Annotated in this window: 22 protein-coding genes; 16 read left to right on the top strand and 6 right to left on the bottom strand. The window is 72.5% G+C overall.

All coding sequences use genetic code 11. The features are described from left to right. The first annotated feature begins 120 nt into the window (after positions 1–120). Positions 121–249, top strand: coding sequence for a morphogenic membrane protein MmpB (gene mmpB, locus ACZ592_RS06635; RefSeq protein WP_471580387.1), 129 nt, complete (start codon positions 121–123; stop codon positions 247–249). A gap of 58 nt (positions 250–307) precedes the next feature. Further along, positions 308–928, top strand: a complete 621-nt coding sequence (locus ACZ592_RS06630) for a nucleoside triphosphate pyrophosphatase (protein WP_471580386.1) — start codon at positions 308–310, stop codon at positions 926–928. Between the two features lie 23 nt (positions 929–951). On the opposite strand, the gene ACZ592_RS06625 is transcribed toward ACZ592_RS06630, so the two are convergent. Further along, entirely contained in the window at positions 952–1413 is a 462-nt protein-coding gene (locus tag ACZ592_RS06625) for a hypothetical protein (RefSeq protein WP_471580385.1), read from the bottom strand. A gap of 359 nt (positions 1414–1772) precedes the next feature. Between ACZ592_RS06625 and ACZ592_RS06620 the strand changes: the two genes are divergently transcribed. From ACZ592_RS06620 to ACZ592_RS06605, 4 genes are all read left to right on the top strand, one after another. Further along, positions 1773–3545, top strand: a complete 1773-nt coding sequence (locus tag ACZ592_RS06620) for an acetyl/propionyl/methylcrotonyl-CoA carboxylase subunit alpha (protein ID WP_471580384.1) — start codon at positions 1773–1775, stop codon at positions 3543–3545. A gap of 168 nt (positions 3546–3713) precedes the next feature. Beyond that, a complete protein-coding gene (locus tag ACZ592_RS06615; RefSeq protein WP_471580383.1) occupies positions 3714–4589 on the top strand; it encodes a hypothetical protein in 876 nt (291 codons plus the stop codon). A gap of 5 nt (positions 4590–4594) precedes the next feature. Continuing rightward, positions 4595–4768 (top strand): hypothetical protein, encoded by a 174-nt coding sequence (locus ACZ592_RS06610; protein ID WP_471580382.1) that lies wholly within the window; start codon positions 4595–4597, stop codon positions 4766–4768. Between the two features lie 109 nt (positions 4769–4877). Further along, complete coding sequence (locus ACZ592_RS06605) at positions 4878–5504, top strand: TetR/AcrR family transcriptional regulator (protein ID WP_471580381.1); 627 nt, start codon at positions 4878–4880, stop codon at positions 5502–5504. Between the two features lie 33 nt (positions 5505–5537). Here ACZ592_RS06605 and ACZ592_RS06600 read toward each other — a convergent pair whose 3' ends face one another. Together ACZ592_RS06600 and ACZ592_RS06595 are read right to left on the bottom strand one after the other, a co-directional pair. Next, positions 5538–6512 carry a DeoR/GlpR family DNA-binding transcription regulator gene (locus tag ACZ592_RS06600; protein WP_471580380.1) on the bottom strand — a complete coding sequence of 325 codons (975 nt, stop codon included), beginning with the start codon at positions 6510–6512 and terminating at the stop codon, positions 5538–5540. A 176-nt stretch (positions 6513–6688) separates the two neighbouring features. Next, complete coding sequence (locus ACZ592_RS06595) at positions 6689–8137, bottom strand: NAD(P)H-quinone dehydrogenase (RefSeq protein ID WP_471580379.1); 1449 nt, start codon at positions 8135–8137, stop codon at positions 6689–6691. 120 nt (positions 8138–8257) lie between these two features. Here ACZ592_RS06595 and ACZ592_RS06590 point away from each other — a divergent pair, with 120 nt between their 5' ends. The 4 genes from ACZ592_RS06590 to ACZ592_RS06575 all read left to right on the top strand — a co-directional run bounded on the left by ACZ592_RS06590 (position 8258) and on the right by ACZ592_RS06575 (position 13311). Beyond that, positions 8258–8695, top strand: a complete 438-nt coding sequence (locus ACZ592_RS06590; RefSeq protein WP_471580378.1) for a gamma-glutamylcyclotransferase family protein — start codon at positions 8258–8260, stop codon at positions 8693–8695. Between the two features lie 126 nt (positions 8696–8821). Further along, entirely contained in the window at positions 8822–9646 is an 825-nt protein-coding gene (locus ACZ592_RS06585; RefSeq protein ID WP_471580377.1) for a purine-nucleoside phosphorylase, read from the top strand. Between the two features lie 477 nt (positions 9647–10123). Continuing rightward, positions 10124–11797 (top strand): phospho-sugar mutase, encoded by a 1674-nt coding sequence (locus ACZ592_RS06580; protein WP_471580376.1) that lies wholly within the window; start codon positions 10124–10126, stop codon positions 11795–11797. Between the two features lie 206 nt (positions 11798–12003). Continuing rightward, positions 12004–13311: a hypothetical protein gene (locus tag ACZ592_RS06575; protein WP_471580375.1), complete on the top strand. Its 1308-nt coding sequence runs from the start codon at positions 12004–12006 to the stop codon at positions 13309–13311. Positions 13312–13409: 98 nt separating this feature from the next. Here ACZ592_RS06575 and ACZ592_RS06570 read toward each other — a convergent pair whose 3' ends face one another. After that, positions 13410–14048, bottom strand: coding sequence for a PH domain-containing protein (locus ACZ592_RS06570; protein ID WP_471580374.1), 639 nt, complete (start codon positions 14046–14048; stop codon positions 13410–13412). Positions 14049–14181: 133 nt separating this feature from the next. On the opposite strand from ACZ592_RS06570, the gene deoC reads away from it, so the two are divergent. Genes deoC through ACZ592_RS06555 form a run of 3 tightly spaced genes read left to right on the top strand, consistent with a single transcriptional unit; the run spans position 14182 to position 17455 of the window. After that, positions 14182–15120 carry a deoxyribose-phosphate aldolase gene (deoC, locus tag ACZ592_RS06565; protein ID WP_471580373.1) on the top strand — a complete coding sequence of 313 codons (939 nt, stop codon included), beginning with the start codon at positions 14182–14184 and terminating at the stop codon, positions 15118–15120. Positions 15121–15132: 12 nt separating this feature from the next. Continuing rightward, a complete protein-coding gene (locus ACZ592_RS06560; RefSeq protein WP_471580729.1) occupies positions 15133–16578 on the top strand; it encodes an aldehyde dehydrogenase family protein in 1446 nt (481 codons plus the stop codon). After that, positions 16571–17455 (top strand): aldehyde dehydrogenase family protein, encoded by an 885-nt coding sequence (locus ACZ592_RS06555; RefSeq protein WP_471580372.1) that lies wholly within the window; start codon positions 16571–16573, stop codon positions 17453–17455. Before ACZ592_RS06560 ends, ACZ592_RS06555 begins: the two co-directional genes overlap by 8 nt. Before the next feature lie 96 nt (positions 17456–17551). Here the strand turns inward: ACZ592_RS06555 and ACZ592_RS06550 are convergent, their stop codons facing one another. Continuing rightward, positions 17552–18304: a TetR/AcrR family transcriptional regulator gene (locus ACZ592_RS06550; protein WP_471580371.1), complete on the bottom strand. Its 753-nt coding sequence runs from the start codon at positions 18302–18304 to the stop codon at positions 17552–17554. A gap of 108 nt (positions 18305–18412) precedes the next feature. Here ACZ592_RS06550 and ACZ592_RS06545 point away from each other — a divergent pair, with 108 nt between their 5' ends. Next, the gene (locus ACZ592_RS06545; protein WP_471580370.1) at positions 18413–19009 is read left to right on the top strand and encodes an NADPH-dependent FMN reductase; all 597 of its coding nucleotides are present in this window, start codon (positions 18413–18415) and stop codon (positions 19007–19009) included. Positions 19010–19127: 118 nt separating this feature from the next. After that, positions 19128–20666: an MDR family MFS transporter gene (locus ACZ592_RS06540; RefSeq protein WP_471580369.1), complete on the top strand. Its 1539-nt coding sequence runs from the start codon at positions 19128–19130 to the stop codon at positions 20664–20666. On the opposite strand, the gene ACZ592_RS06535 is transcribed toward ACZ592_RS06540, so the two are convergent. Next, on the bottom strand, positions 20663–21094 hold the full coding sequence (locus ACZ592_RS06535; RefSeq protein WP_471580368.1) for a hypothetical protein: 432 nt from the start codon (positions 21092–21094) through the stop codon (positions 20663–20665). The genes ACZ592_RS06540 and ACZ592_RS06535 overlap by 4 nt on opposite strands. Before the next feature lie 197 nt (positions 21095–21291). Between ACZ592_RS06535 and ACZ592_RS06530 the strand changes: the two genes are divergently transcribed. Then, positions 21292–21963 carry a uridine kinase family protein gene (locus ACZ592_RS06530; protein ID WP_471580367.1) on the top strand — a complete coding sequence of 224 codons (672 nt, stop codon included), beginning with the start codon at positions 21292–21294 and terminating at the stop codon, positions 21961–21963. The last annotated feature ends 60 nt before the right edge of the window (positions 21964–22023 follow it).

Raw genomic sequence — 22023 nt, 5'->3', positions numbered from 1 at the left:
TCGCGATGGAGTCCGGGGTGAGCGTGGATCGCCCCTTCCCCCCCCCCCCCCCCTCCGCCCCCCCCCCCCCCCCCCCCCCCCCCCCCCCCCCCCCCCCCGTCCGGTCGCACCATCGAAGTCATGCTGTGGTCTGACCCGGAGGACACCCCTCCCAAGGACATGCGGGACCTCCAGGCGAGGATGCGCCGCGCCGGACTGCTCCTCGCCCTCGCCATGGTGATCGCGATGTTCGTCCTCGGCATCCACTGAAACACCGCTTCCGCGGAGCCCCGCACTGGACGGGCGCCGCGCTCGCTACGCTGGCCGCATGAGTGATCAGCCCCGCCGTCTCGTCCTCGCCTCCCAGTCGCCCGCCCGGCTCGGCCTGCTCCGGCAGGCGGGCCTCGCCCCCGAGGTGATCGTCAGCGGCGTCGACGAGGACAAGGTGTCCGCGCCCACCCCCGCCGAACTCGCGCTCGCCCTGGCCGAGGCCAAGGCGTCCGTGGTCGCCGCGCGCCCCGACGCCAAGGGCGCGCTGGTCGTCGGCTGCGACTCGGTCCTCGAACTGGACGGCCGCGCGCTCGGCAAGCCCGCCGACGCCGAGGAGGCCACCGCCCGCTGGAAGGACATGCGCGGTCGCGCGGGCGTCCTGCAGACGGGCCACTGCGTCTACGACACCGTCTCCGGGCGGTACGTGTCCGCGACGGCGTCGACCGTGGTCCGCTTCGGCGAGCCCTCCGACGAGGAGATCGCCGCGTACGTCGCGAGCGGCGAACCGCTGCACGTGGCGGGCGCGTTCACGCTGGACGGCCGCTCGGCGCCGTTCGTCGAGGGCATCGAGGGCGACCACGGCAACGTCATCGGCCTCTCGCTGCCGCTGCTGCGCCGCCTCCTCGCCGAACTGGGCGTGGGCATCACGCAGTTGTGGCAGCGGCAGACCGAGAAGTAGAGCTGGCCCGAAGGAAACGGGCCTCAGGCGGGCTGCGGGGCGCCGTCCTCCGGCGCTCCGCCGCCCCCGGCGGCGCCCGCCCCCTCCAGCTGCGCCTTCTTCTCGTACGCCACGAGCGTGAGGACGAGCAGGCCGAGCACGACCATCATGAAGACGAAGGCGGCCCAGCCGACCAGGCCGACGGAGAAGGCGCCGAGGAGCGCGTGCACGACGGCGCAGCTGATCAGGAGCAGCCGCCCGAAGGTGCCGGGCGCGCGGTCGCGCACGGCGGCGCGGATCAGGACGACGGCGCAGAGCGCGAGGTAGCCGCCGAAGAGGATGCCGGCGATCCAGGTCGAGACGGTCATCGCGCGCGGGTCCAGGCCCGCGAGCGACATGTCCTGCTTGTCGACGACAAGGCCCAGGAACCAGTTGAGGAGTGCGATCCCGACCGCCTCCGCGAGAAGAACGATCGCGCCCACCCAGGCCACCGGTCTGCGCGCCACGGCGCCCCACCCTCTTCCGATTCCGCTGCTGTTACCCCTAGTACGTTCACGCCAGGCGAACGCTACTAACGGGTAAACCCAGGGACAAGAGCTGTACCGCAGGCAAAGAATCATTGGGCCATTCGTAGGGACTCCACAAAGAATGCCGCCCTGCCGCAGTACGGCCGCACAGAGACCTTGACCACACCGGCGGGCTACGCTGCGGTAGTGAGACCCTGCGTACCGCGGTACGACAAGGGATTTCGCGGACCTAGCCGGCCTCGAGTCACACTCCGTGTGGGCAAGCTCACCATTGGGGACGGGTCGTAAGCCCGTGTCGGCAGTCCCTAAACTCGGCTTGTTTCAAGGAGGGAGCCATCGTGCGCAAGGTGCTCATCGCCAACCGTGGCGAAATCGCTGTCCGCGTTGCCCGGGCATGCCGGGACGCAGGGATCGCGAGCGTAGCCGTCTACGCAGACCCGGACCGGGACGCTCTGCATGTACGGGCAGCCGATGAGGCGTTCGCGCTGGGCGGTGACACTCCGGCCACCAGCTACCTGGACATCTCCAAGGTGCTGGCCGCGGCCAAGGACGCGGGGGCGGACGCCATCCACCCCGGCTACGGCTTCCTTTCGGAGAACGCCGACTTCGCGCAGGCCGTCATCGACGCGGGCCTGAACTGGATCGGCCCGCCGCCGCAGGCCATCCGCGACCTGGGCGACAAGGTCGCGGCGCGGCACATCGCGCAGCGCGCCGGCGCCCCGCTGGTCGCCGGCACCCCCGACCCCGTGTCGGGCTCCGACGAGGTGGTGGCCTTCGCCGAGGAGCACGGCCTGCCGATCGCCATCAAGGCGGCGTTCGGCGGTGGCGGCCGCGGTCTGAAGGTGGCCCGCACCCTCGAAGAGGTCCCCGAGCTGTACGACTCCGCGGTGCGCGAGGCCGTGGCGGCCTTCGGCCGCGGCGAGTGCTTCGTCGAGCGCTACCTCGACAAGCCGCGGCACGTGGAGACCCAGTGCCTGGCGGACAAGCACGGCAACGTGGTCGTCGTCTCGACCCGTGACTGCTCGCTGCAGCGCCGCCACCAGAAGCTCGTCGAGGAGGCGCCCGCGCCGTTCCTGAGCGCCGAGCAGAACGCCGAGCTGTACGCCGCCTCCAAGGCGATCCTCAAGGAGGCCGGCTACGTCGGCGCGGGCACCGTCGAGTTCCTGGTCGGCGTGGACGGCACGATCTCCTTCCTGGAGGTCAACACCCGTCTGCAGGTGGAGCACCCGGTCACCGAAGAGGTCACCGGCATCGACCTGGTCCGCGAGATGTTCCGCATCGCCGACGGCGAGGAACTGGGCTACGACGACCCCGAGATGCGCGGTCATTCCTTCGAGTTCCGCATCAACGGCGAGGACCCGGGCCGCAACTTCCTGCCCGCGCCCGGCACCGTCACCACCTTCGCCCCGCCGTCCGGCCCCGGTGTCCGCCTGGACGCGGGCGTCGAGTCCGGCTCGGTCATCGGCCCGGCCTGGGACTCGCTCCTGGCCAAGCTGATCGTCACCGGTGCCACCCGCGAGCAGGCGCTGCAGCGCGCCGCCCGCGCCCTGGCGGAGTTCACCGTGGAGGGCATGGCCACCGCCATCCCCTTCCACCGTGCCGTCGTCGTGGACCCGGCGTTCGGGCCCGAACTGACCGGCTCCAGCGACCCGTTCACGATCCACACCCGCTGGATCGAGACCGAGTTCGTCAACGAGATCCCGCCGTTCGCGGCCGCCGCGGACACCGAGACGGACGAGGAGCCGGGCCGCGAGACGGTCGTCGTCGAGGTCGGCGGCAAGCGCCTCGAGGTCTCGCTGCCGTCCTCGCTGGGCATGACGATCGCGCGCACCGCCGCGGCGGGCGGCGCCCGTCCCAAGCGCCGCGCGGCCAAGAAGTCCGGCCCGGCCGCCTCCGGCGACACCCTCGCCTCGCCCATGCAGGGCACGATCGTCAAGATCGCGGTCGAGGAGGGCCAGGAGGTCAAGGAGGGCGACCTGGTCGTCGTCCTGGAGGCCATGAAGATGGAACAGCCCCTGAACGCGCACCGCTCGGGCACGGTCAAGGGCCTCACCGCGGAGGTCGGCGCGAGCCTCACCTCCGGTGCGGTGATCTGCGAGATCAAGGACTGACGGCGAGCCGCGCGGACCGGTGACCCACCGGTCCGCGGAGCTCGTACCCGAACGCCGGACCGGCCGATTCTCCTCGGCCGGTCCGGCGTTCGGCGTTCCTGCCGCAACCGGGCCGCCCCTCTCCCACGTCCCCCTCCCGAAGAGCTGATGCACCACGGGGGGACTTCAGTGACACGCACGGGGGATGTACTCGGCCTGCTCGCCGCGGCAGGCGCCATCACGGCAAGCGGCTGGCTCGCGGCGACCGCGGAGGCCGGACAGCGCTACGAGGCCGGGCTGGTGCTCGGCCTCTCCGCGGCGCTTTCCGTGGCGCTGCTCCGCCGCTTCACCCACCTGCCGCTGGGGCGGCGCCGCCCCTACACCTTCGCCCTGCCGCTGCCGGCGCCCGACTGGCGGGCGCCGGTGCCGGACCCGGGAGGCGATCCCGAGGCGCTGCGCCCGCACGCCGAGCGCTGCGCGGAGCTGCTCAGCGACGCCTCCGCCCTCGGCGACACCCTGCGCCACACCTGCTCGCTCGCGCCGGGACTGCGCACGGAGCTGGCCTCGTTCGCCGTCACGGCGTCGATCCAGGCCGGCAACTCGGTGATCCCACCCGTCTGCGATGGCCCGCAGAGCCCCGACCCGGCGTACGACGCCGCGCACGCCCTGGGCGAGCTGGTCGCGGCGGTCGAGTTCAGCCGCGTCGGGATGCGCGCGCTGGAGGCCCTGGTGACGGAACGGCCGCTGCGGCCCGACCCGCCCTGCTACTTCAACCCGCTGCACGAACGCGGGCACGCGCGTGTGGCGCCCCCGAACTCCCCGCACGGCGCCGAGGAGGTCGCCGCCTGCCACCGCTGCGCACGGGAGCCCTCGCCGCTCCTGGTGCCGTCGGCCGGCGGCCCGTTGCCGTACTACGACAGCGACGCCGTGGATGCCCGCTGGCGGCAGCTCGGTTACGGGGCGGTGCTCCCGGACAACGGCGCCAGGATGATCGCCGCGGCCCTCGACGGCTTCCGCCCCGGCCCGGGGAGCAGCACCAAGCAATCTCGTACGAAAGTGAGTTGATGATCATGAGCGACCTGGTCACCGGTCTGCTGAGCGGCCTGTTCCTCGGCACCTGCGTCACGTATCCGCTGGTCCTGTGGCTGAGCGGGAACCTGCGCGGCGGCGCCCTGCCGCCGCACCGGCGCGAGCGCAGGGCCAGAGCGGAGCTGGACGCCTTCTTCGCGCGCCGGACGTCCTGAGGGGGCGCCCACGGGCCTGCTCCCGCCCGCTCCCGCCCGACCTCGGCCGATCGCGCCGCACGGGCAGTGGCATCCTTGGAGGACGCGTACGTTCACGAAGGGTGCGGGGATGACGACCGGCACGGGCCAGCAGGCGAGAGCGCCGCAGCAGGCGGCACAGTCGGCGCGCACCATGCGGGCCGACGCCCGCCGCAACTACGACCGGCTGCTCGCCGAGGCGCGCTCCGCCTTCGCCGAGCACGGCACGGGCGCGTCCCTGGAGGACGTGGCACGCCGCGCGGGCGTCGGCATCGGCACGCTCTACCGGCACTTCCCCAACCGGCACGCGCTGATGAGCGCGGTCTGGGAGGACGCGGTGAGCGACCTGCTCGCGCGCTCGCGCGCCCTGCTCGACGACCCGCAGCCCTGTTCGGCCCTGGTGGCGTGGCTGCGTGCCATCGTCACTCATGCGGGTGAGTACCGCGGCCTGTCGAGCGCCCTCATGTCGGCGTCGCACGACGCCACTTCGGCGCTCGCGCGGTGCAGCATGCCCATGCGTGAGGCGGGCGCGGCCCTGCTCGCCCGTGCCCAGGAGGCGGGAGCCGTACGGCCCGACGTCTCCATCTCCGACCTGCTCCAGCTGACCAACGCGATCTCGCTGGCGGCCGAGGAGACCCCGGACGACCCGGAGTTGGCCGACCGCCTGCTCACGCTGACCCTGCGGGGACTCAAGGCCGACGGGCAGGCGCCCGCGTAGCACCCGCCCGGCACTCCCGCGGCCGGCCGGGGTTCAGCGGCGGCGCAGGTCCGCGACGCGCGCGGACCGCTCCCCGGGCGGCTGCTCCCCGAGGATCGCGCTGCGCAGTTGCTGGCCCGGACCCGCCCCGTGGTTGGTACGACGCTGGCCCGGCAGGGGCATGTCCCGGCGCGGCTGGCGCCCCGCCTGGACGGAATCGGCGCCGGACCCGGGGTTAGGGGCGGCGGAACCGCCCGCCACCGCGATCTGCACGCCCTGGTCGGCCAGGGCCTGCAGTTCCGTGGCCGCCCGGTCGTCGTGACCCGGTGGCTCGTCCGTGACCAGGCGGGTGATGACGTCCGTCGGCACCGTCTGGAACATCGTGTCGGTGCCGAGCTTGGTGTGGTCCGCGAGGACCACGACCTCGGCCGCCGCCTGGACCAGTGCGCGGTCCACGCTCGCGGAGAGCATGTTGGACGTGGAGAGGCCGCGCTCTGCGGTCAGCCCACTGCCCGACAGGAAGGCCCGCGACACCCGCAGCCCCTGGAGGGACTGCTCGGCGCCGCTGCCCACGAGCGCGTAGTTCGAGCCGCGCAGGGTGCCGCCGGTCATGACGACTTCCACCCTGTTGGCGTGGGCCAACGCCTGTGCCACCAGAAGGGAGTTGGTGACGACGGTCAGACCGGGTACCCGCGCGAGCCGTCGGGCCAGCTCCTGCGTGGTCGTACCCGCCCCGACGACGATGGCTTCGCCCTCTTCGACGAGACCCGCCGCGAGATCGGCGATGGCCGTCTTCTCGGCGGTCGCGAGATGTGATTTCTGCGGAAAGCCGGACTCCCGCGTGAATCCGCCCGGCAATACCGCACCGCCATGCCGGCGGTCGAGGAGTCCTTCTGCCTCCAGCGCGCGCACGTCCCGCCGTACGGTCACTTCGGAGGTCTGGACGACGCGGGCGAGCTCACGGAGCGATACTGCCCCGTTGGCCCGCACCATTTCGAGGATCAATTGGCGACGTTCTGCAGCGAACACGAAACTGACAGTAACCCCAACGACCGTCTGCTTTCAGCAGTTTGCGCCGAATTACAGAAGTTGTTCGCACAGCAGGGTGGGAAGTGGTATAGGTGCTTACTCTCCCCGCCTATGCCGCGCGAATGGGCGACAACAGTGCGTGACCTGCAAAGAGTTGAATCAGGCCGCCCGGTCGATCAGCCTTCGCCCGCCGTCTTGCGGGTGTGGAGCTGACGCGCCACCTCGGCGATCGACCCCGAAAGCGACGGGTACACGGTGAACGCATTCGCGATCTGCTCGACCGTCAGATTGTTGTCGACCGCGATCGAGATGGGATGGATCAGCTCCGAGGCGCGCGGTGCGACGACCACACCGCCGACCACGATGCCCGTGCCCGGACGGCAGAAGATCTTGACGAACCCGTCGCGGATGCCCTGCATCTTCGCGCGCGGATTGCGCAGCAGCGGCAGCTTGACGACGCGGGCGTCGATCCGGCCCGAGTCGACGTCGGCCTGGCTGTAGCCGACGGTCGCGATCTCCGGGTCGGTGAAGACGTTCGCGGAGACGGTCTTCAGGTTCAGCGGCGTCACGGCGTCGCCCAGGAAGTGGTACATCGCGATGCGCCCCTGCATGGCGGCGACGGAGGCGAGCGCGAAGACACCGGTGACGTCTCCGGCGGCGTACACGCCGGGGGCGGACGTCCGCGAGACCTTGTCGGTCCAGATGTGCCCGGAATCCTTCAGCCGGACCCCGGCCTCCTCCAGGCCCATGCCGCTGCTGTTCGGGATGGCGCCGACGGCCATCAGGCAGTGGGTGCCGGAGATGACGCGCCCGTCGTCGAGCGTGACCTCGACCCGGTCCCCGACCCGCTTGGCGGAGGCGGCGCGGGAGCGGGACATGACGTTCATGCCGCGGCGGCGGAAGACGTCCTCAAGGACGGCGGCGGCGTCCGGGTCCTCGCCGGGGAGCACCCGGTCACGGCTGGACACGAGCGTCACGTTCGAACCGAGCGCCTGGTAGGCACCGGCGAACTCGGCACCGGTCACACCCGAGCCGACCACGATGAGCTCCTCCGGGAGCTCGTCCAGGTCGTACACCTGCGTCCAGTTCAGGATCCGCTCGCCGTCGGGCTGCGCGTCGGGCACCTCGCGCGGGTGACCGCCGGTGGCGATCAGCACGGCGTCGGCGACGAGGGTCTCCTCGCTCCCGTCGGCGGCCCGCACCACGACCTTGCGCGAGCCGTCGGTGTCCTGCTGGCCCTCCAGACGACCCCGGCCGCGCAGCACGCGTGCGCCCGCACGCGTGACGGAGGCGGTGATGTCGTGGGACTGCGCGAGCGCGAGGCGCTTCACACGGCGGTTGACCTTGCCCAGGTCCACACCCACCACGCGCGCGGGGGTGTCGATGTGCGGGGTGTCGTCGGCGACGATGATCCCCAGCTCTTCGTACGACGAGTCGAAGGTGGTCATCACCTCGGCCGTCGCGATCAGGGTCTTGGACGGTACGCAGTCGGTGAGCACCGATGCCCCGCCCAGACCGTCGCAGTCGACGACGGTCACCTCCGCGCCGAGCTGGGCGGCCACAAGAGCCGCCTCGTATCCGCCGGGTCCGCCGCCAATGATCACGATCCGAGTCACGTACTCCATTGTCCCGCACGCTTCAAGGTGCTCACCCCCCGGGGGCCTCCGTCCGTGCGACGGCCCTCGTCCGGGCACTCCTCCCGCCGCAGGAGGGGCTCACTTGATTGCTGCCGTACCCTCGACCTCATGTCGCTCTACGCCGCGTACGCCGGCAATCTGGATCCGCGGCTCATGTCACGCCGCGCCCCGCACTCACCGCTGCGCGCGACCGGCTGGCTGAACGGCTGGCGGCTCACCTTCGGCGGTGAGCACATGGGATGGGAGGGCGCCCTCGCCACGATCGTCGAGGCGCCCCGCTCGCAGGTCTTCGTCACCCTCTACGACGTCGCCCCCATGGACGAGGACTCCATGGACCGCTGGGAAGGTGTCGGCCTCGACATCTACCGGCGCATGCGGGTCCGCGTGCACACCCTGGAGGGCGAGGAACCGGCCTGGGTGTACGTCCTCAACGGGTACGAGGGCGGCCTGCCCTCGGCGCGTTACCTGGGCGAACTGGCGGACGCGGCGGAGTCGGCCGGGGCACCCCACGACTACGTGATGGAGCTCCGCAAGCGCCCCTGTTAGCGCTTCGCACCACCGGGCGGCCCGCGTCGGCCGCCGCTCTCTCGTCGGAAACGACAAGACAACGATCGCAATCCCGTAAGCATCGTCATCTACGCGCGTAGGCCATGAGCGGCTACTCTCGTCCGCGTGAACGCTTCAGTTATTCCGGACGACATCCAGGGCGACCCCTACGCCGCCGCCGACGCCGCCGCCGCGCGCCTGCGCGAGCTCACGGGCGCCGAGACCCACGACGTCGCCCTCGTGATGGGCTCCGGCTGGGCGCCGGCCGTCGACGCGCTCGGCGACCCCGAGGCCGAGTTCCCCGTCACCGAGCTGCCCGGCTTCCCGCCGCCGGCCGTCCAGGGCCACGGCGGACGCATCCGCTCCTTCAAGGTCGGCGACAAGCGCGCGCTGGTCTTCCTGGGCCGCACCCACTACTACGAGGGCCGCGGAGTGGCCGCCGTCGCGCACGGCGTCCGCACGGCCGTCGCCGCGGGCTGCAAGACCATCGTGCTGACCAACGGCTGCGGCGGCCTGCGCGAGGGCATGCGTCCCGGCCAGCCGGTCCTGATCAGCGACCACCTGAACCTCACGGCGACCTCCCCGATCGTCGGCGCGAACTTCGTCGACCTGACGGACCTCTACTCCCCTCGCCTGCGGACCCTCTGCAAGGAGATCGACCCGACCCTCGAAGAGGGCGTCTACGCGCAGTTCCCCGGCCCGCACTACGAGACTCCCGCGGAGATCCGCATGGCCCGCACGATCGGTGCGGACCTGGTCGGCATGTCCACGGTCCTCGAGGCGATCGCCGCGCGCGAGGCCGGTGCGGAGGTCCTCGGCATCTCCCTGGTCACGAACCTCGCCGCGGGCATGACGGGCGAGCCCCTCAACCACGAAGAGGTCCTCCAGGCAGGCCGCGACAGCGCGACGCGCATGGGTGAGCTGCTCGGCCAGGTCCTGGGCCGCATCTGATCCCTCCGCAGGCAGAGGCTCCGCCGGCCTCTGCCTGCGACCCCGCCGTGACCGTCCGCCCGGCCCCTGGGCCTCGAACGGCTCTGGGTGGGTGGGTTTCCCCCTGCGGGTGCGCCGCGGCTGACGCGCAGTTCCCCGCGCCCCTAAAAGCAACAGCCACCGCGCCCCCCGAGGCTCCCCGGGAGGCACCACCCCTGCGGGGCCCGCCCGACAAACCCCCACCGGGCCGCAGCCGCACGCGCGCCGGAGGGGGCGCGGGGGTATGTGCGCACGGAGCACCGAGGAAACAATGGCGTCTTTGTTCGTGCAGCGCGGCGCAGGGATAGCGAGTACGTACATACCCCCGCGCCCCCGCCCCACAGCCGAACCCAAGGCGAGACCCCGGCCCACCACCCGGGTAAGCACTACCCGTACACAGCCATCCCCCACCCCCCTCCACCGCCCCCACCCCCGGACCAGCGAGAGGCTGAAGAAACCGTGCAGGACACCTCTGAACTCATCGCGCGGGCCCAGACCTGGCTTGCCGAGGACCCGGACCCCGAGACCCGCGAGGAGCTCGGCAAGCTCCTCGAAGGCCAGGACCTCGACGAGCTGACCGCACGCTTCGCCGGCACCCTCCAGTTCGGCACCGCCGGCCTGCGCGGCGAACTCGGCGCGGGCCCCATGCGCATGAACCGCACCGTGGTCATCCGCGCCGCCGCAGGCCTCGCCGCGTACCTCAAGTCCAAGGGACAGACCGGCGGCCTCGTCGTGATCGGCTACGACGCCCGCCACAAGTCCGAGGACTTCGCCCGCGACACCGCGGCCGTGATGACCGGCGCGGGCCTGCGCGCGGCCGTCCTCCCCCGCCCCCTCCCCACCCCCGTGCTCGCCTTCGCCATACGGCACCTCGGCGCCGTCGCGGGCGTGGAGGTCACGGCCAGCCACAACCCCCCGCGCGACAACGGCTACAAGGTCTACCTCGGCGACGGCTCCCAGATCGTCCCGCCCGCCGACGCGGAGATCGCCGCGGAGATCGACGCGATCGCGAGCCTGCACGACGTCCCGCGCCCGGACTCCGGCTGGGAGACGCTCACGGACGACGTCCTGGAGGCCTACCTGGCGCGTACGGACGCCGTCCTGGCCCCCGGCAGCCCCCGGACCGCGCGGGCCGTCTACACGGCCATGCACGGCGTCGGCAAGGACACCCTGCTCGCGGCGTTCGCCCGTGCCGGCTTCCCCGAGCCGGTCCTCGTGGCCGAGCAGGCCGAGCCGGACCCGGACTTCCCGACGGTCGCGTTCCCGAACCCGGAGGAGCCGGGCGCGATGGACCTGGCCTTCGCGACGGCGGCCCGCACCACCCCCGCCCCCGACCTGATCATCGCCAACGACCCGGACGCGGACCGCTGCGCCGCCGCGGTCAGGGACGGCGGGGCCGAGGAGGGCGCGAGCGCCGGTGCCGCGGACTGGCGGATGCTCCGGGGCGACGAGGTGGGCGCCCTGCTCGCCGCGCACCTCGTCCGCCGCGGCGCCCGCGGCACGTTCGCGGAGTCGATCGTCTCGTCCTCCCTGCTCGGCCGGATCGCCGAGAAGGCGGGCCTCCCGTACGAGGAGACCCTGACGGGCTTCAAGTGGATCGCCCGCGTCGAGGGCCTGCGCTACGGCTACGAGGAGGCGCTCGGCTACTGCGTCGACCCCGAGGGCGTACGCGACAAGGACGGCATCACGGCCGCGCTCCTGCTCACCGAGCTGGCGTCCGAGCTGAAGGAGGAGGGCCGCACCTTCCTCGACCTCCTCGACGACCTGGCGGTCGAGCACGGCCTGCACGCCACGGACCAGCTGTCGGTGCGCGTGGAGGACCTGTCGCTGATCGCGGACGCGATGCACCGCCTGCGCGAGCAGCCGCCCGCGGAGCTCGCGGGCCTGCCCGTGACGAAGGCGGAGGACCTGACCCGCGGCACGGACACGCTGCCGCCCACGGACGGCCTGCGCTACACGCTCGACGGCGCCCGGGTGATCGTGCGCCCGAGCGGCACCGAGCCGAAGCTCAAGTGCTACCTGGAGGTGGTGGTCGAGGTGGCGTCGAAGGACGAGCTGCCCGCGGCCCGCGCCAGGGCGACGCGGACACTCGCGACGATCAAGCGCGACCTGTCGGCGGCAGCGGGCATCTGAGAACGCCCCGCCCGCACCACACACCGCACCGCACCGCACACCGGAACCACAGAGCCCACCGGACGCACTGCCCCCCCGGCCCCACAAGGCCCACCACCCGTCCGAGTGGTTCCGCTAGAGCAGCTGCCGCAGAGATCCGCCGCGCTGCCGGTCGCCCCAGGAAGGGTCGACCGGTAGCGCACGATCACGTTCCGGGAGCTGCCGCAGTGCCGTACGGAATCTCCGAGCCCTCCACCGCCGCCCCGTCCCTGGTCCCCGCGTCCAGGAGCCCCGGCAGCGCCCCGCACCCTCCCCCCACCCGGGCCGGGCGCGCGGCCCGCGCCCTGCGCCATGCCTCCCCCGCCCTCCTCGCGTACGCGGCCGTCCGCACCCTGGGCCTGCTGGTGTTCGCCTCATGGGCGCACCGGGAGCACCGCGGGGTGCGGCACCTGTTGATGGCGTCGTGGGACTGCGACTGGTATCTGAGGATCGCCGAGCACGGGTACACGCACACGCTCGGCACCCGGATCGACGGCAACAACCTGGCGTTCTTCCCGCTGTACCCGACGCTGGTCAGGGCGGGCGACACGCTGCTCCCCTGGCTGCCGCGCGGCGCTGCGGGGCTGGGCATCGCGCTGACCTGCTCGTTCCTCGCGGCGTGGGGGATCTTCGCGGTCGGCGACCAGCTGTACGGCCGTCGCGCGGGCATCGTTCTCGCGGTCCTGTGGGGCAGCCTGCCGGTCGCACTGGTGCAGTGGATGGGCTACACGGAGTCGCTCTTCACGGCACTCACCGCGTGGTCCCTGTACGCGGTGCTCACCGGCCGCTGGCTGTGGGCGGGAAGCCTCGCCGCACTGGCGGGACTCACCCGTCCCACGGGCGTGGCCCTCGCCGCGGCGGTCTCCGTCACGGCCCTGCTGTCCCTCCGCGGGCACCTGCCCGCCCACCGCCTCCGCCACCACCTGCGCCTTGACCCGCGCCACGACCGCCACCGCCCGCCCGGCCCCGCCGCCGCTCCGCCCCGCCCGGTCCGTGTCCCGCGCCGCCCCCTCCTGGGCGCGCTGCTGGCGCCGCTCGGCTGGCTCGGGTACGTCGGGTGGGTGGGGGTGCGCCTGGGCCGCTGGGACGGCTACTTCGCCGTACAGAAGCTGTGGCGGAACACCTGGGACGGCGGCGTGGAGACGCTCCACCGCATGCACGCCCTGTTCCTGCTGGACCGGCCGCAGCTGTTCCTGGTGATGGTGACGGCGACGCTGCTGGGGGCGGTGGTCCTCTTCGCGCTCTCCGTGGGCGACCGCCAGCCCTTGCCGCTGCTGCTGTTCACGGGGCTGCTGCTGCTGATCGTCCTGGGGAGCAGCGGGGTCTACTTCCCGCGGGCCCGATTCCTGCTGCCCGGCTTCCCGCTGCTGCTGCCGCTCGCCGTGGCGCTCGCGCGCGCGAGGACGCGGGTGACGGTGACGCTCCTGACGGCTGCGGCACTCGGCTCCGCGGTGTTCGGCGGCCACATGCTCCTGGCGTGGACGGGCCCTCCGTAGAAGCCGCCCGCCCCGGGCCCACGAACCGACTGCGGCCGCGGCTGCGGCTGCGGCTGCGGCTGCGGCTGCGGCTGCGGCGAACCCCGAACCGCCCGTGGTCAGGTGACCGCGAGCAGCACCGCGAGAAGGACCACTCCCGCGACGCTCGGCGCGAGGATCTCGTACGCCCAGCGCACGACGGGCCCGCCCTGCGTGGACTCGGAGTCGTTCTGCTGCTCGGCCAGTTCGCGGAGCTCGTCCATGGACTGGTCGCCCGAGGAACGGGTGGACGGCGCGTGCGGGTCGAGGAAGGGGCGGCCGCCCGTCGTGGGGTCGCCGGACGCCGCGGCCTGCGCCTGCCTGCGCGCCGCCTTCTTGCGGCCGCGCAGCGAGACGGGGATCGCCCAGATCTGGAACTTGGCGCCTTCGTCGGTCAGGATCTCGTTCGAGTAGCCGGACCGGAGCGTGGCGACGCAGGCCCAGGGCAGCGTGACGGTCCTGAAGGGGTTGCGGATGCGGATCCGGTCGTTGTTGACGTACACGGCGGGCCGCACGGTGTACGCGACGACCAGCGGCACGGCGACAAGCAGCCCGGCCAGCGCGAGCCACGGCGTGCGGCCCTCGCCCCGGATGACGGCGTCGATGCCGAGCCAGGCGCCCAGGGCGAGCAGCAGGACGCCGCCGGCGATGCCGGCGGGGGACCGGAAGGTGCGGTCCTTGTACGCGGGCTCCGCCACGGGGTTCTGGGGGTCGCTCATACCCTGATTCTGCCTGAAGCCCGCGCGGGGGCCCCGCGCCGGTCCCCACCACCGCCTGCCGAGGGCCCCGCCGCCGCCTCCCGCCCCACCCCTGTACAGCAGCTACGCGCGTAGATATGCTCCCCTCGTGACCATGCCCACTGCATTCGCTGACGTGACCGCGTCCGAGAGCACGCTCCGCCGCTTCCTGCACGGACTGCCCGGCGTCGACGCGGTCGGCCTGGAGGCGCGTGCCGCCTCGCTCGGTACCCGTTCGATCAAGACCACGGCGAAGGCGTACGCCATCGACCTGGCCATTTCGATGATCGACCTGACGACGCTCGAGGGCGCCGACACCCCGGGCAAGGTCCGGGCGCTCGGCGCGAAGGCCGCCCATCCCGACCCGACCGACCGGACCACCCCGCGCACCGCGGCCGTCTGCGTCTATCCGGACATGGTGGCCACCGCCAAGGAGGCCGTCGCGGGCAGCGGCGTGCAGGTCGCGTCCGTCGCGACCGCCTTCCCCGCGGGCCGCGCCGCCATCGACGTGAAGCTCTGCGACGTGCGCGAGGCGGTCGCGGCGGGCGCCGACGAGATCGACATGGTCATCGACCGGGGCGCCTTCCTCTCCGGTGCCTACATGACGGTGTTCGAGCAGATCCGCGCCGTGAAGGAGGCCTGCGGAACGGCCCGCCTGAAGGTCATCTTCGAGACCGGTGAGCTCTCGACGTACGACAACATCAAGCGCGCCAGCTGGATCGGCATGATCGCGGGCGCCGACTTCATCAAGACCTCGACCGGCAAGGTCGGCGTCAACGCCACCCCGGCCAACACGCTCCTGATGCTGGAGGCCGTCCGCGACTTCCGCGCGCAGACCGGGGTGCAGATCGGGGTGAAGCCAGCGGGCGGCATCCGCTCCACCAAGGACGCGGTGAAGTTCCTCGTCCTGGTGAACGAGACGGCGGGCGCCGACTGGCTGGACAACCACTGGTTCCGCTTCGGCGCCTCGTCCCTCCTGAACGACCTGCTGATGCAGCGTCAGAAGCTGGCCACCGGACGCTACTCCGGCCCCGACTACGTGACGGTGGACTGAGACCTCATGGACATGAAGATGCCGCCCTCCCCCTTCGAGTACGCCCCGGCCCCCGAGTCCCGCTCGGTCGTGGACATCGCCCCCTCGTACGGCCTGTTCATCGACGGCGAGTTCACCGACGCGGCCGACGGCAAGGTCTTCAAGACGGTCTCCCCGTCGACCGAAGAGGTGCTCTCCGAAGTCGCGCGGGCCTCCTCCGAGGACGTCGACCGCGCCGTGAAGGCCGCCCGCAAGGCCTTCGACAAGTGGTCGGCGCTGCCGGGCGCCGAGCGCGCCAAGTATCTGTTCCGCATCGCCCGGATCATCCAGGAGCGCAGCCGCGAGCTGGCCGTCCTGGAGACCCTGGACAACGGCAAGCCCATCAAGGAGACCCGCGACGCGGACCTCCCCCTGGTCGCCGCGCACTTCTTCTACTACGCGGGCTGGGCCGACAAGCTCGACCACGCCGGGTTCGGCCCGAACCCGGCACCGCTGGGCGTCGCCGGCCAGGTCATCCCGTGGAACTTCCCGCTCCTGATGCTGGCCTGGAAGATCGCCCCGGCGCTCGCCACGGGCAACACGGTCGTCCTGAAGCCCGCCGAGACCACTCCCCTGAGCGCCCTGTTCTTCGCGGACATCTGCCGTCAGGCGGGGCTCCCCAAGGGCGTCGTCAACATCCTTCCCGGGTACGGCGACGCGGGCGCGGCGCTGACCGCCCACCCCGACGTGAACAAGGTCGCCTTCACCGGCTCGACCGCCGTCGGCAAGGCCATCGCCCGTCAGGTCGCGGGCACCGACAAGAAGGTCACGCTCGAACTGGGCGGCAAGGGCGCGAACATCGTCTTCGACGACGCTCCCCTCGAACAGGCCGTCGAGGGCATCGTCACGGGCATCTTCTTCAACCAGGGCCAGGTCTGCTGCGCCGGTTCACGCCTGCTCGTCCAGGAGTCGGTCCAGGAGGAGCTGCTCGACTCGCTCAAGCGCCGCCTGTCCACCCTGCGCCTGGGCGACCCGCTCGACAAGAACACCGACATCGGCGCCATCAACTCCGCCGAGCAGCTCGCCCGCATCACCGCGCTCGCCGAGACCGGCGAGGCGGAGGGCGCCGAGCGCTGGTCGGCCCCGTGCGAACTCCCCTCGTCCGGCTACTGGTTCGCGCCGACCCTGTTCACCAACGTCACGCAGGCGCACACCGTCGCGCGCGACGAGATCTTCGGCCCGGTGCTGTCGGTGCTGACCTTCCGTACGCCCGACGAGGCGGTCGCCAAGGCCAACAACACCCAGTACGGGCTCTCCGCCGGCATCTGGACGGAGAAGGGCTCGCGCATCCTCGCGGTCGCGAACAAGCTCCGGGCGGGCGTCGTCTGGGCCAACACTTTCAACAAGTTCGACCCGACCTCGCCGTTCGGCGGCTACAAGGAGTCGGGCCACGGCCGCGAGGGCGGCCGGCACGGGCTGGAGGCGTACCTCGATGTCTGACCGACTCACGGTTCTCAAGACCTACAAGCTGTACGTCGGGGGCAAGTTCCCCCGCTCCGAGAGCGGCCGGGTGTACGAGGTGAACGACTCCAAGGGCAGGTGGCTGGCGAACGCGCCGCTGGCGTCCCGCAAGGACGCGCGCGACGCCGTCGTGGCCGCCCGCAAGGCGCAGGGCGGCTGGGCCGGCGCGACCGCGTACAACCGCGGCCAGGTCCTCTACCGCATCGGCGAGATGCTGGAGGGCCGTCGCGACCAGTTCGTCCGTGAGGTCGCCGAGGCGGAGGGCATCTCCAAGTCCAAGGCCGCCGCGGTCGTGGACGCGGCGATCGACCGCTGGGTCTGGTACGCGGGCTGGACCGACAAGATCGCCCAGGTCGTGGGCGGGGCGAATCCGGTCGCGGGCCCGTTCTTCAACCTCTCGACGCCGGAGCCGACGGGCGTCGTCGCCGTCGTCGCGCCCCAGGACTCGTCGTTCCTCGGCCTGGTCTCGGTGATCGCCCCGGTGATCGCGACGGGCAACACGGCCGTGGTGATCGCCTCCGAGAAGTTCCCGCTGCCCGCGCTCTCGCTGGGCGAGGTCCTCGCGACGTCCGACGTGCCGGGCGGCGTGGTCAACATCCTCACCGGCAAGACCGCCGAGATCGCGGCGCCGCTCGCCGCACACCAGGACGTCAACGCGATCGACCTGACGGGCACGGACGCGGAGCTCGCGCGCGAGCTGGAGGTCGCCGCCGCCGACAACCTCAAGCGCGTACTGCGTCCACAGCCTGTGGACTGGTCCGCCGACCCCGGCACGCACCGCCTGACGGCCTTCCTGGAGACCAAGACGGTCTGGCACCCGACGGGTTCACTGGGCGCGTCCGGCTCGGCCTACTAGGACCTGCGCCGGGACGGTCACCAGCCACTCCCGCACACCGGAGCCCCGGCCTCCTCCGTCCAGGAGGCCGGGGCTCCGTCATGCCCGCCCCGGCGGTCAGAGACCGAACCGCGCGGCGATCCCGTCGAGGACGCATTCGAGGCCGGTCTCGAACTCCCAGGCGGGGTCGTCCTTGCGCGCCGCCTCGTGGATGTAGCGCCGGTAGGTCGGGTAACGGCCGGTCCCGATCAGGTATCTCATCTGCGGGGCGAGACCGATCCGCATCTCGGCCGGACTCTCCCAGTCCTGCTCCCGCAGGTATGCGCCGATCGCGACCTCCGCGCGGACCATGCCTCCCACGTACGCGGTGACGGTGCGGAAGACGGCCATCATCGTGTCGACGTCCAGGCCGTGCCCGTCGAGCGCGGCGAGCTGCCGCTCCGCGGTCGCGAACCGGTTCGGCGTCAACGCGTGCATCGGGGTGGGCAGTTCGGCCATCCACCGGTGCCTCAGCGTCATCGCGCGGGTCGCGCGCCCCGACTCCCGCAGCACGTCACGCCACCCCGTCACCCCGGCGGGCGTCTCCAGCTCGACGGAGACCAGGTCGACCATCAGCGCCAGCAGGTCCTCCTTGCCCGAGACGTGCCGGTAGGCGGCCATGGGGGCGACGCCGAGCTCGGTGGCCAGGCGGCGCATGGTGACGGCCGCGATGCCCTCCGCGTCGGCCACCCGGACCGCGACGGCGGCGATGCGCTGCGGCGTCAGCGCCGTGCGGGGCGCGGACGCGGGGCGCTCCAGGCGCTCCCAGAGCGAGACCTCGGGCTGCGCCTTCTTCTCGGCCTTCTCCTGCGCCTTCTTCTGCGTGGACATGCGTACAGCGTATCCCTTGTGGACGCCGTACACACTGCCGTGTACGTTGTACGCGGATCGATACGGCGTACACATCCGCGCATCGCCGCGCACACCCAGGGGGTCCCCATGAACAGCCAGCCCGAGCAGCTCCGCGTCGCGGTCGTCGTCGGCAGCACCCGCGAAGGCCGCTTCGCACCCGTCGTCACCGGGTGGCTCAAGGGCCACCTCGACCAGCGCGACGACATGAGCGTCGACGTCGTCGACCTGGCCGAGACCCCGCTGCCCACGGTCCTGCCGGCCTTCGGCCAGCCGCTCGCGCCCGACACGGAGGAGGCTCTCGCCCTGGTCACGCCGCGCCTCGCGGCCGCCGACGCCTTCGTCTTCATCACGCCGGAGTACAACCACAGCTACCCGGCGTCCCTGAAGAACGCGATCGACTGGCACAACGAGCAGTGGCACGCCAAGCCGATCGGCTTCGTCTCCTACGGCGCCATCTCCGGGGGCCTGCGCGCGGTCGAGCATCTGCGGGTCGTGATGGCCGAGTTGAACGCGACGACCATCCGCAACACGGTCAGCCTGCACCAGGTCTGGGGCCTGTTCGACGACGAGCAGCAGATGACGGAGCCCGCGAGCGACGCCGCCGTCAAGACCATGCTCGACCAGCTCGCCTGGTGGGCGCTGGCGCTGCGCGACGCCAAGGCGGTCCGCCCGTACGCCGCCTGAGCGGCCCGCGCCCGCCGCCCGCCGCCACGTCACGTCACCCACCCACGGGGGAGCCATGAACCGGCCCACGAGAGAAGCCGCGCCTGAAGCGGCCACACCCGCGATCACGGAACCGACCGTGGAGAAGGACCCGCAGGAGAACGCGCAGGAGGACGCACCACCCTCGCGCCTGGTCATCCTCGGGCTGCTGCTCGGCATCATCCTGGCGACGCTCGACGGCACCATCGTCGGCACCGCACTGCCCACGATCGTCGGCGACCTCGGCGGACTCGGCCACTTCTCCTGGGTGGTGACGGCCTATCTGCTGACGGCCGCCGTCTCCACGCCGCTCTGGGGCAAGCTGGGCGACCTGTACGGCCGCAAGGGCGGCTACCTGACCTCGATCACGGTCTTCCTCACCGGCTCCGTGCTCTGCGGACTCGCCCAGAACATGGCGCAGTTGATCGCGTTCCGCGCCCTGCAAGGGCTCGGCGCGGGCGGTCTCTTCGTGGGCGCGATGGCTCTCCTGGGAACGCTGCTGCCACCCGCGCAGGCGGGGCGCTCGCAGTCGATGATCGGCGTGATGCTGCCCGTCGCGATGATCGGCGGACCGCTGCTCGGCGGCTTCCTCACCGACCAGTTGGACTGGCGCTGGGTCTTCTACGTCAACGTGCCCGTCGGCGCCGCCGCGCTGCTGATCGTCGGCCTGCTCGTCCGGCTGCGCGGCGAGCGGAGCACGGCCCGCATCGACTGGGCGGGCGCCGCCCTCCTCACGGCGGGCATCCTGGCGCTCACGCTGCTCGGCACCTGGGGCGGCACGACGTACGACTGGATCTCCCCGCAGACCACCGGCCTGGCCCTGGTCGCGGCCGGTGCGCTCGCCGCCTTCGTGCGCGTGGAGCGGCGCGCCCCCGAACCGGTCATCCCGCCCCGGCTGTTCCGCGACCGCAACTTCACGCTCGCCCAGGCACTGACGTTCCTCGCCGGCGCGGCGATGCTGGGGGCGGCCAGCTACCTGCCGCAGTACATGCAGTTCGTCCGCGGCATGTCCTCGACGCAGAGCGGGCTGCTGCTGCTCCCGTTGATGCTGGGGATGATGGGCGCACAGCTGTACATCGGCCGGGCGGTCGGCAACGGCGGTGCGTACCGCGCGTATCCGCCCGTGGGCGGAGCCGTCGCCACGGCGGGCGCGCTGGCCCTCCTGACGGTCGGCGTGGACACCGCGACCGCCGTGGCCTCCGCGCTGACGTTCGTGTTCGGCGCGGGACTCGGCTGCCTGATGCAGCCGTCGCTGCTGATCACCATGAACAGCGCGGAGCTCCGCGACATGGGCGCCGCGAGCGGCACCAACGCGCTCCTGCGCACCATCGGCGGTTCGCTCGGTGTCGCGGTGCTCGGCTCCGTCCACACCGGCCGCATGACGGACGCCCTCGCGGACCGGCTCGGCCCGGACGGCGAACGCCTCGCGGGCGGCCACGAGCTGACCCCCGCACTCCTGCGCGGCCTGCCCGAGCCGTCCAGGGACGCCTTTCGCGCGGGGGTCACCGGCGGGCTGCACGGCGTCATGATCGGCGCGGCGGCCCTGTGCGCGCTCGCCTGCGCGCTCGCCTGGCTGGTCCGCGAGGTGCCGCTGCGCTCGAACCGGGACGCGGCGGCGGACCCGGGCCCCGAGTCCTAACCCGGCAGCAGCCCCGTGGCCTGTCCCACCAGCGGTACGTCGGACAGGGAGCCGCCCTGCGCGAGCGGGCCGGTGGCGACCGCCGTGGTGACGGGCTTGAAGTCGGCGACCTGGGTGCCGACCGCGTTGTCGAGCGGGTCGACGCTGGTGTTGGCCAGCGGGTCCAGCTGGAGGTTCTTGGCCGGGGCGAGCCCGCCGGCCGTCGAGTGCTTCACCGCCTCCGTGAGCGCGCCGACCGGCGTCGCCGCGTCGACCTCGCCGAGCGGCGTCGCCACGGGGGGCAGCCCCGCCGCGGGGCCCGGCTCCACCGCACCGGCGGGCGCGCCCGCGATGCCGAGGGCGGCCCCCGCGGCGGTGACGGTGAGCCCCGCGCGCAGCAGCGCGCGGGCGCCCGGCCGGGAGGACTTCGTTGCTGTCTGTCGTGCCATGGGTACCGCCCATATCCGTGCGTGGTGGGTAATCGAGCGAGCACGTAGCGTAGTTGAGGGGTGGCGCGGTCGCCAAAGGGCGACTCGCGGGGGTCGCCGCCCCCGATCCGGCGGGCCGAGTCGGCGCAGCGGGCTGGGCGCCCTCGGCCGGGGGGTTGATAATGGCTCCCGACCACGCTGAAGCGCCGTGTCGGGAGATGCGGTCCACCCTGGTGAAGAGGTTCACAGAATTGGGTTCCCATCCCCCGATACCGACCCGTGTCGTGCTGCTCACGGGCCCTTCCGGCTCGGGCAAGTCGTCCTTCGCCACCCGTTCCGGGCTGCCCGTGCTCTGCCTGGACGACTTCTACAAGGAGGCCGGCGACCCCACGCTGCCGCAGGTCCCCGGCAGCGCGGACATCGACTGGGACTCCCCCGACTCCTGGGACGCGGACGTGGCGGTCGCCGCCATCGAGGAGCTCTGCCGCACGGGGCGCACGAAGGTGCCGGTCTACGACATCTCGATCAGCGCGCGCGTCGGCCAGGAGTCCCTGGACATCGAGCGCACACCGCTGTTCATCGCGGAGGGCATCTTCGCGGCGGACATCGTGCGGCGGTGCCGCGAGCTCGGGGTGCTCGCCGACGCGATCTGTCTGCGCGGCCGGCCCTCCACCACCTTCCGGCGGCGGCTGCTGCGGGATCTGCGGGAGGGCCGCAAGTCCGTGCCGTTCCTGCTGCGGCGGGGCTGGCGGCTGATGCGGGCCGAGCGGGCCATCGTGGCGCGGCAGTCCGCGCTCGGCGCGCACCCCTGCGGCAAGGACGAGGCCCTGGGCCGGGTCGCGGCCGCCGCGGCCGGCCGGTGCGCGAAGGCGCGGGCCGAGGCCTCGTGACGTAACGCGGACGGGACGGGATGCGCGGGAGGGCAGGCAGGCGAGAAGGCGGGCGGGAAA

Source organism: Streptomyces sp. NPDC040622, from assembly GCF_055593965.1.
The sequence above is the reverse complement of the archived record's forward strand: the minus strand, read 5'-3'. Positions and strand labels throughout refer to the sequence as shown.

What these genes read in the sequence shown, in the direction of transcription:
- ACZ592_RS06555 (WP_471580372.1), top strand. Translation starts at nt 16,571, where the DNA reads ATGTCTGACCGACTCACGGTTCTCAAGACCTACAAGCTGTACGTCGGG.
- ACZ592_RS06535 (WP_471580368.1), bottom strand. Translation starts at nt 21,094, where the DNA reads ATGGCACGACAGACAGCAACGAAGTCCTCCCGGCCGGGCGCCCGCGCG.
- ACZ592_RS06550 (WP_471580371.1), bottom strand. Translation starts at nt 18,304, where the DNA reads ATGTCCACGCAGAAGAAGGCGCAGGAGAAGGCCGAGAAGAAGGCGCAG.
- ACZ592_RS06595 (WP_471580379.1), bottom strand. Translation starts at nt 8,137, where the DNA reads ATGGAGTACGTGACTCGGATCGTGATCATTGGCGGCGGACCCGGCGGA.
- deoC (WP_471580373.1), top strand. Translation starts at nt 14,182, where the DNA reads ATGCCCACTGCATTCGCTGACGTGACCGCGTCCGAGAGCACGCTCCGC.
- ACZ592_RS06605 (WP_471580381.1), top strand. Translation starts at nt 4,878, where the DNA reads ATGACGACCGGCACGGGCCAGCAGGCGAGAGCGCCGCAGCAGGCGGCA.
- ACZ592_RS06560 (WP_471580729.1), top strand. Translation starts at nt 15,133, where the DNA reads ATGAAGATGCCGCCCTCCCCCTTCGAGTACGCCCCGGCCCCCGAGTCC.
- mmpB (WP_471580387.1), top strand. Translation starts at nt 121, where the DNA reads ATGCTGTGGTCTGACCCGGAGGACACCCCTCCCAAGGACATGCGGGAC.
- ACZ592_RS06570 (WP_471580374.1), bottom strand. Translation starts at nt 14,048, where the DNA reads ATGAGCGACCCCCAGAACCCCGTGGCGGAGCCCGCGTACAAGGACCGC.
- ACZ592_RS06610 (WP_471580382.1), top strand. Translation starts at nt 4,595, where the DNA reads ATGAGCGACCTGGTCACCGGTCTGCTGAGCGGCCTGTTCCTCGGCACC.
- ACZ592_RS06530 (WP_471580367.1), top strand. Translation starts at nt 21,292, where the DNA reads ATGCGGTCCACCCTGGTGAAGAGGTTCACAGAATTGGGTTCCCATCCC.
- ACZ592_RS06630 (WP_471580386.1), top strand. Translation starts at nt 308, where the DNA reads ATGAGTGATCAGCCCCGCCGTCTCGTCCTCGCCTCCCAGTCGCCCGCC.
- ACZ592_RS06545 (WP_471580370.1), top strand. Translation starts at nt 18,413, where the DNA reads ATGAACAGCCAGCCCGAGCAGCTCCGCGTCGCGGTCGTCGTCGGCAGC.
- ACZ592_RS06590 (WP_471580378.1), top strand. Translation starts at nt 8,258, where the DNA reads ATGTCGCTCTACGCCGCGTACGCCGGCAATCTGGATCCGCGGCTCATG.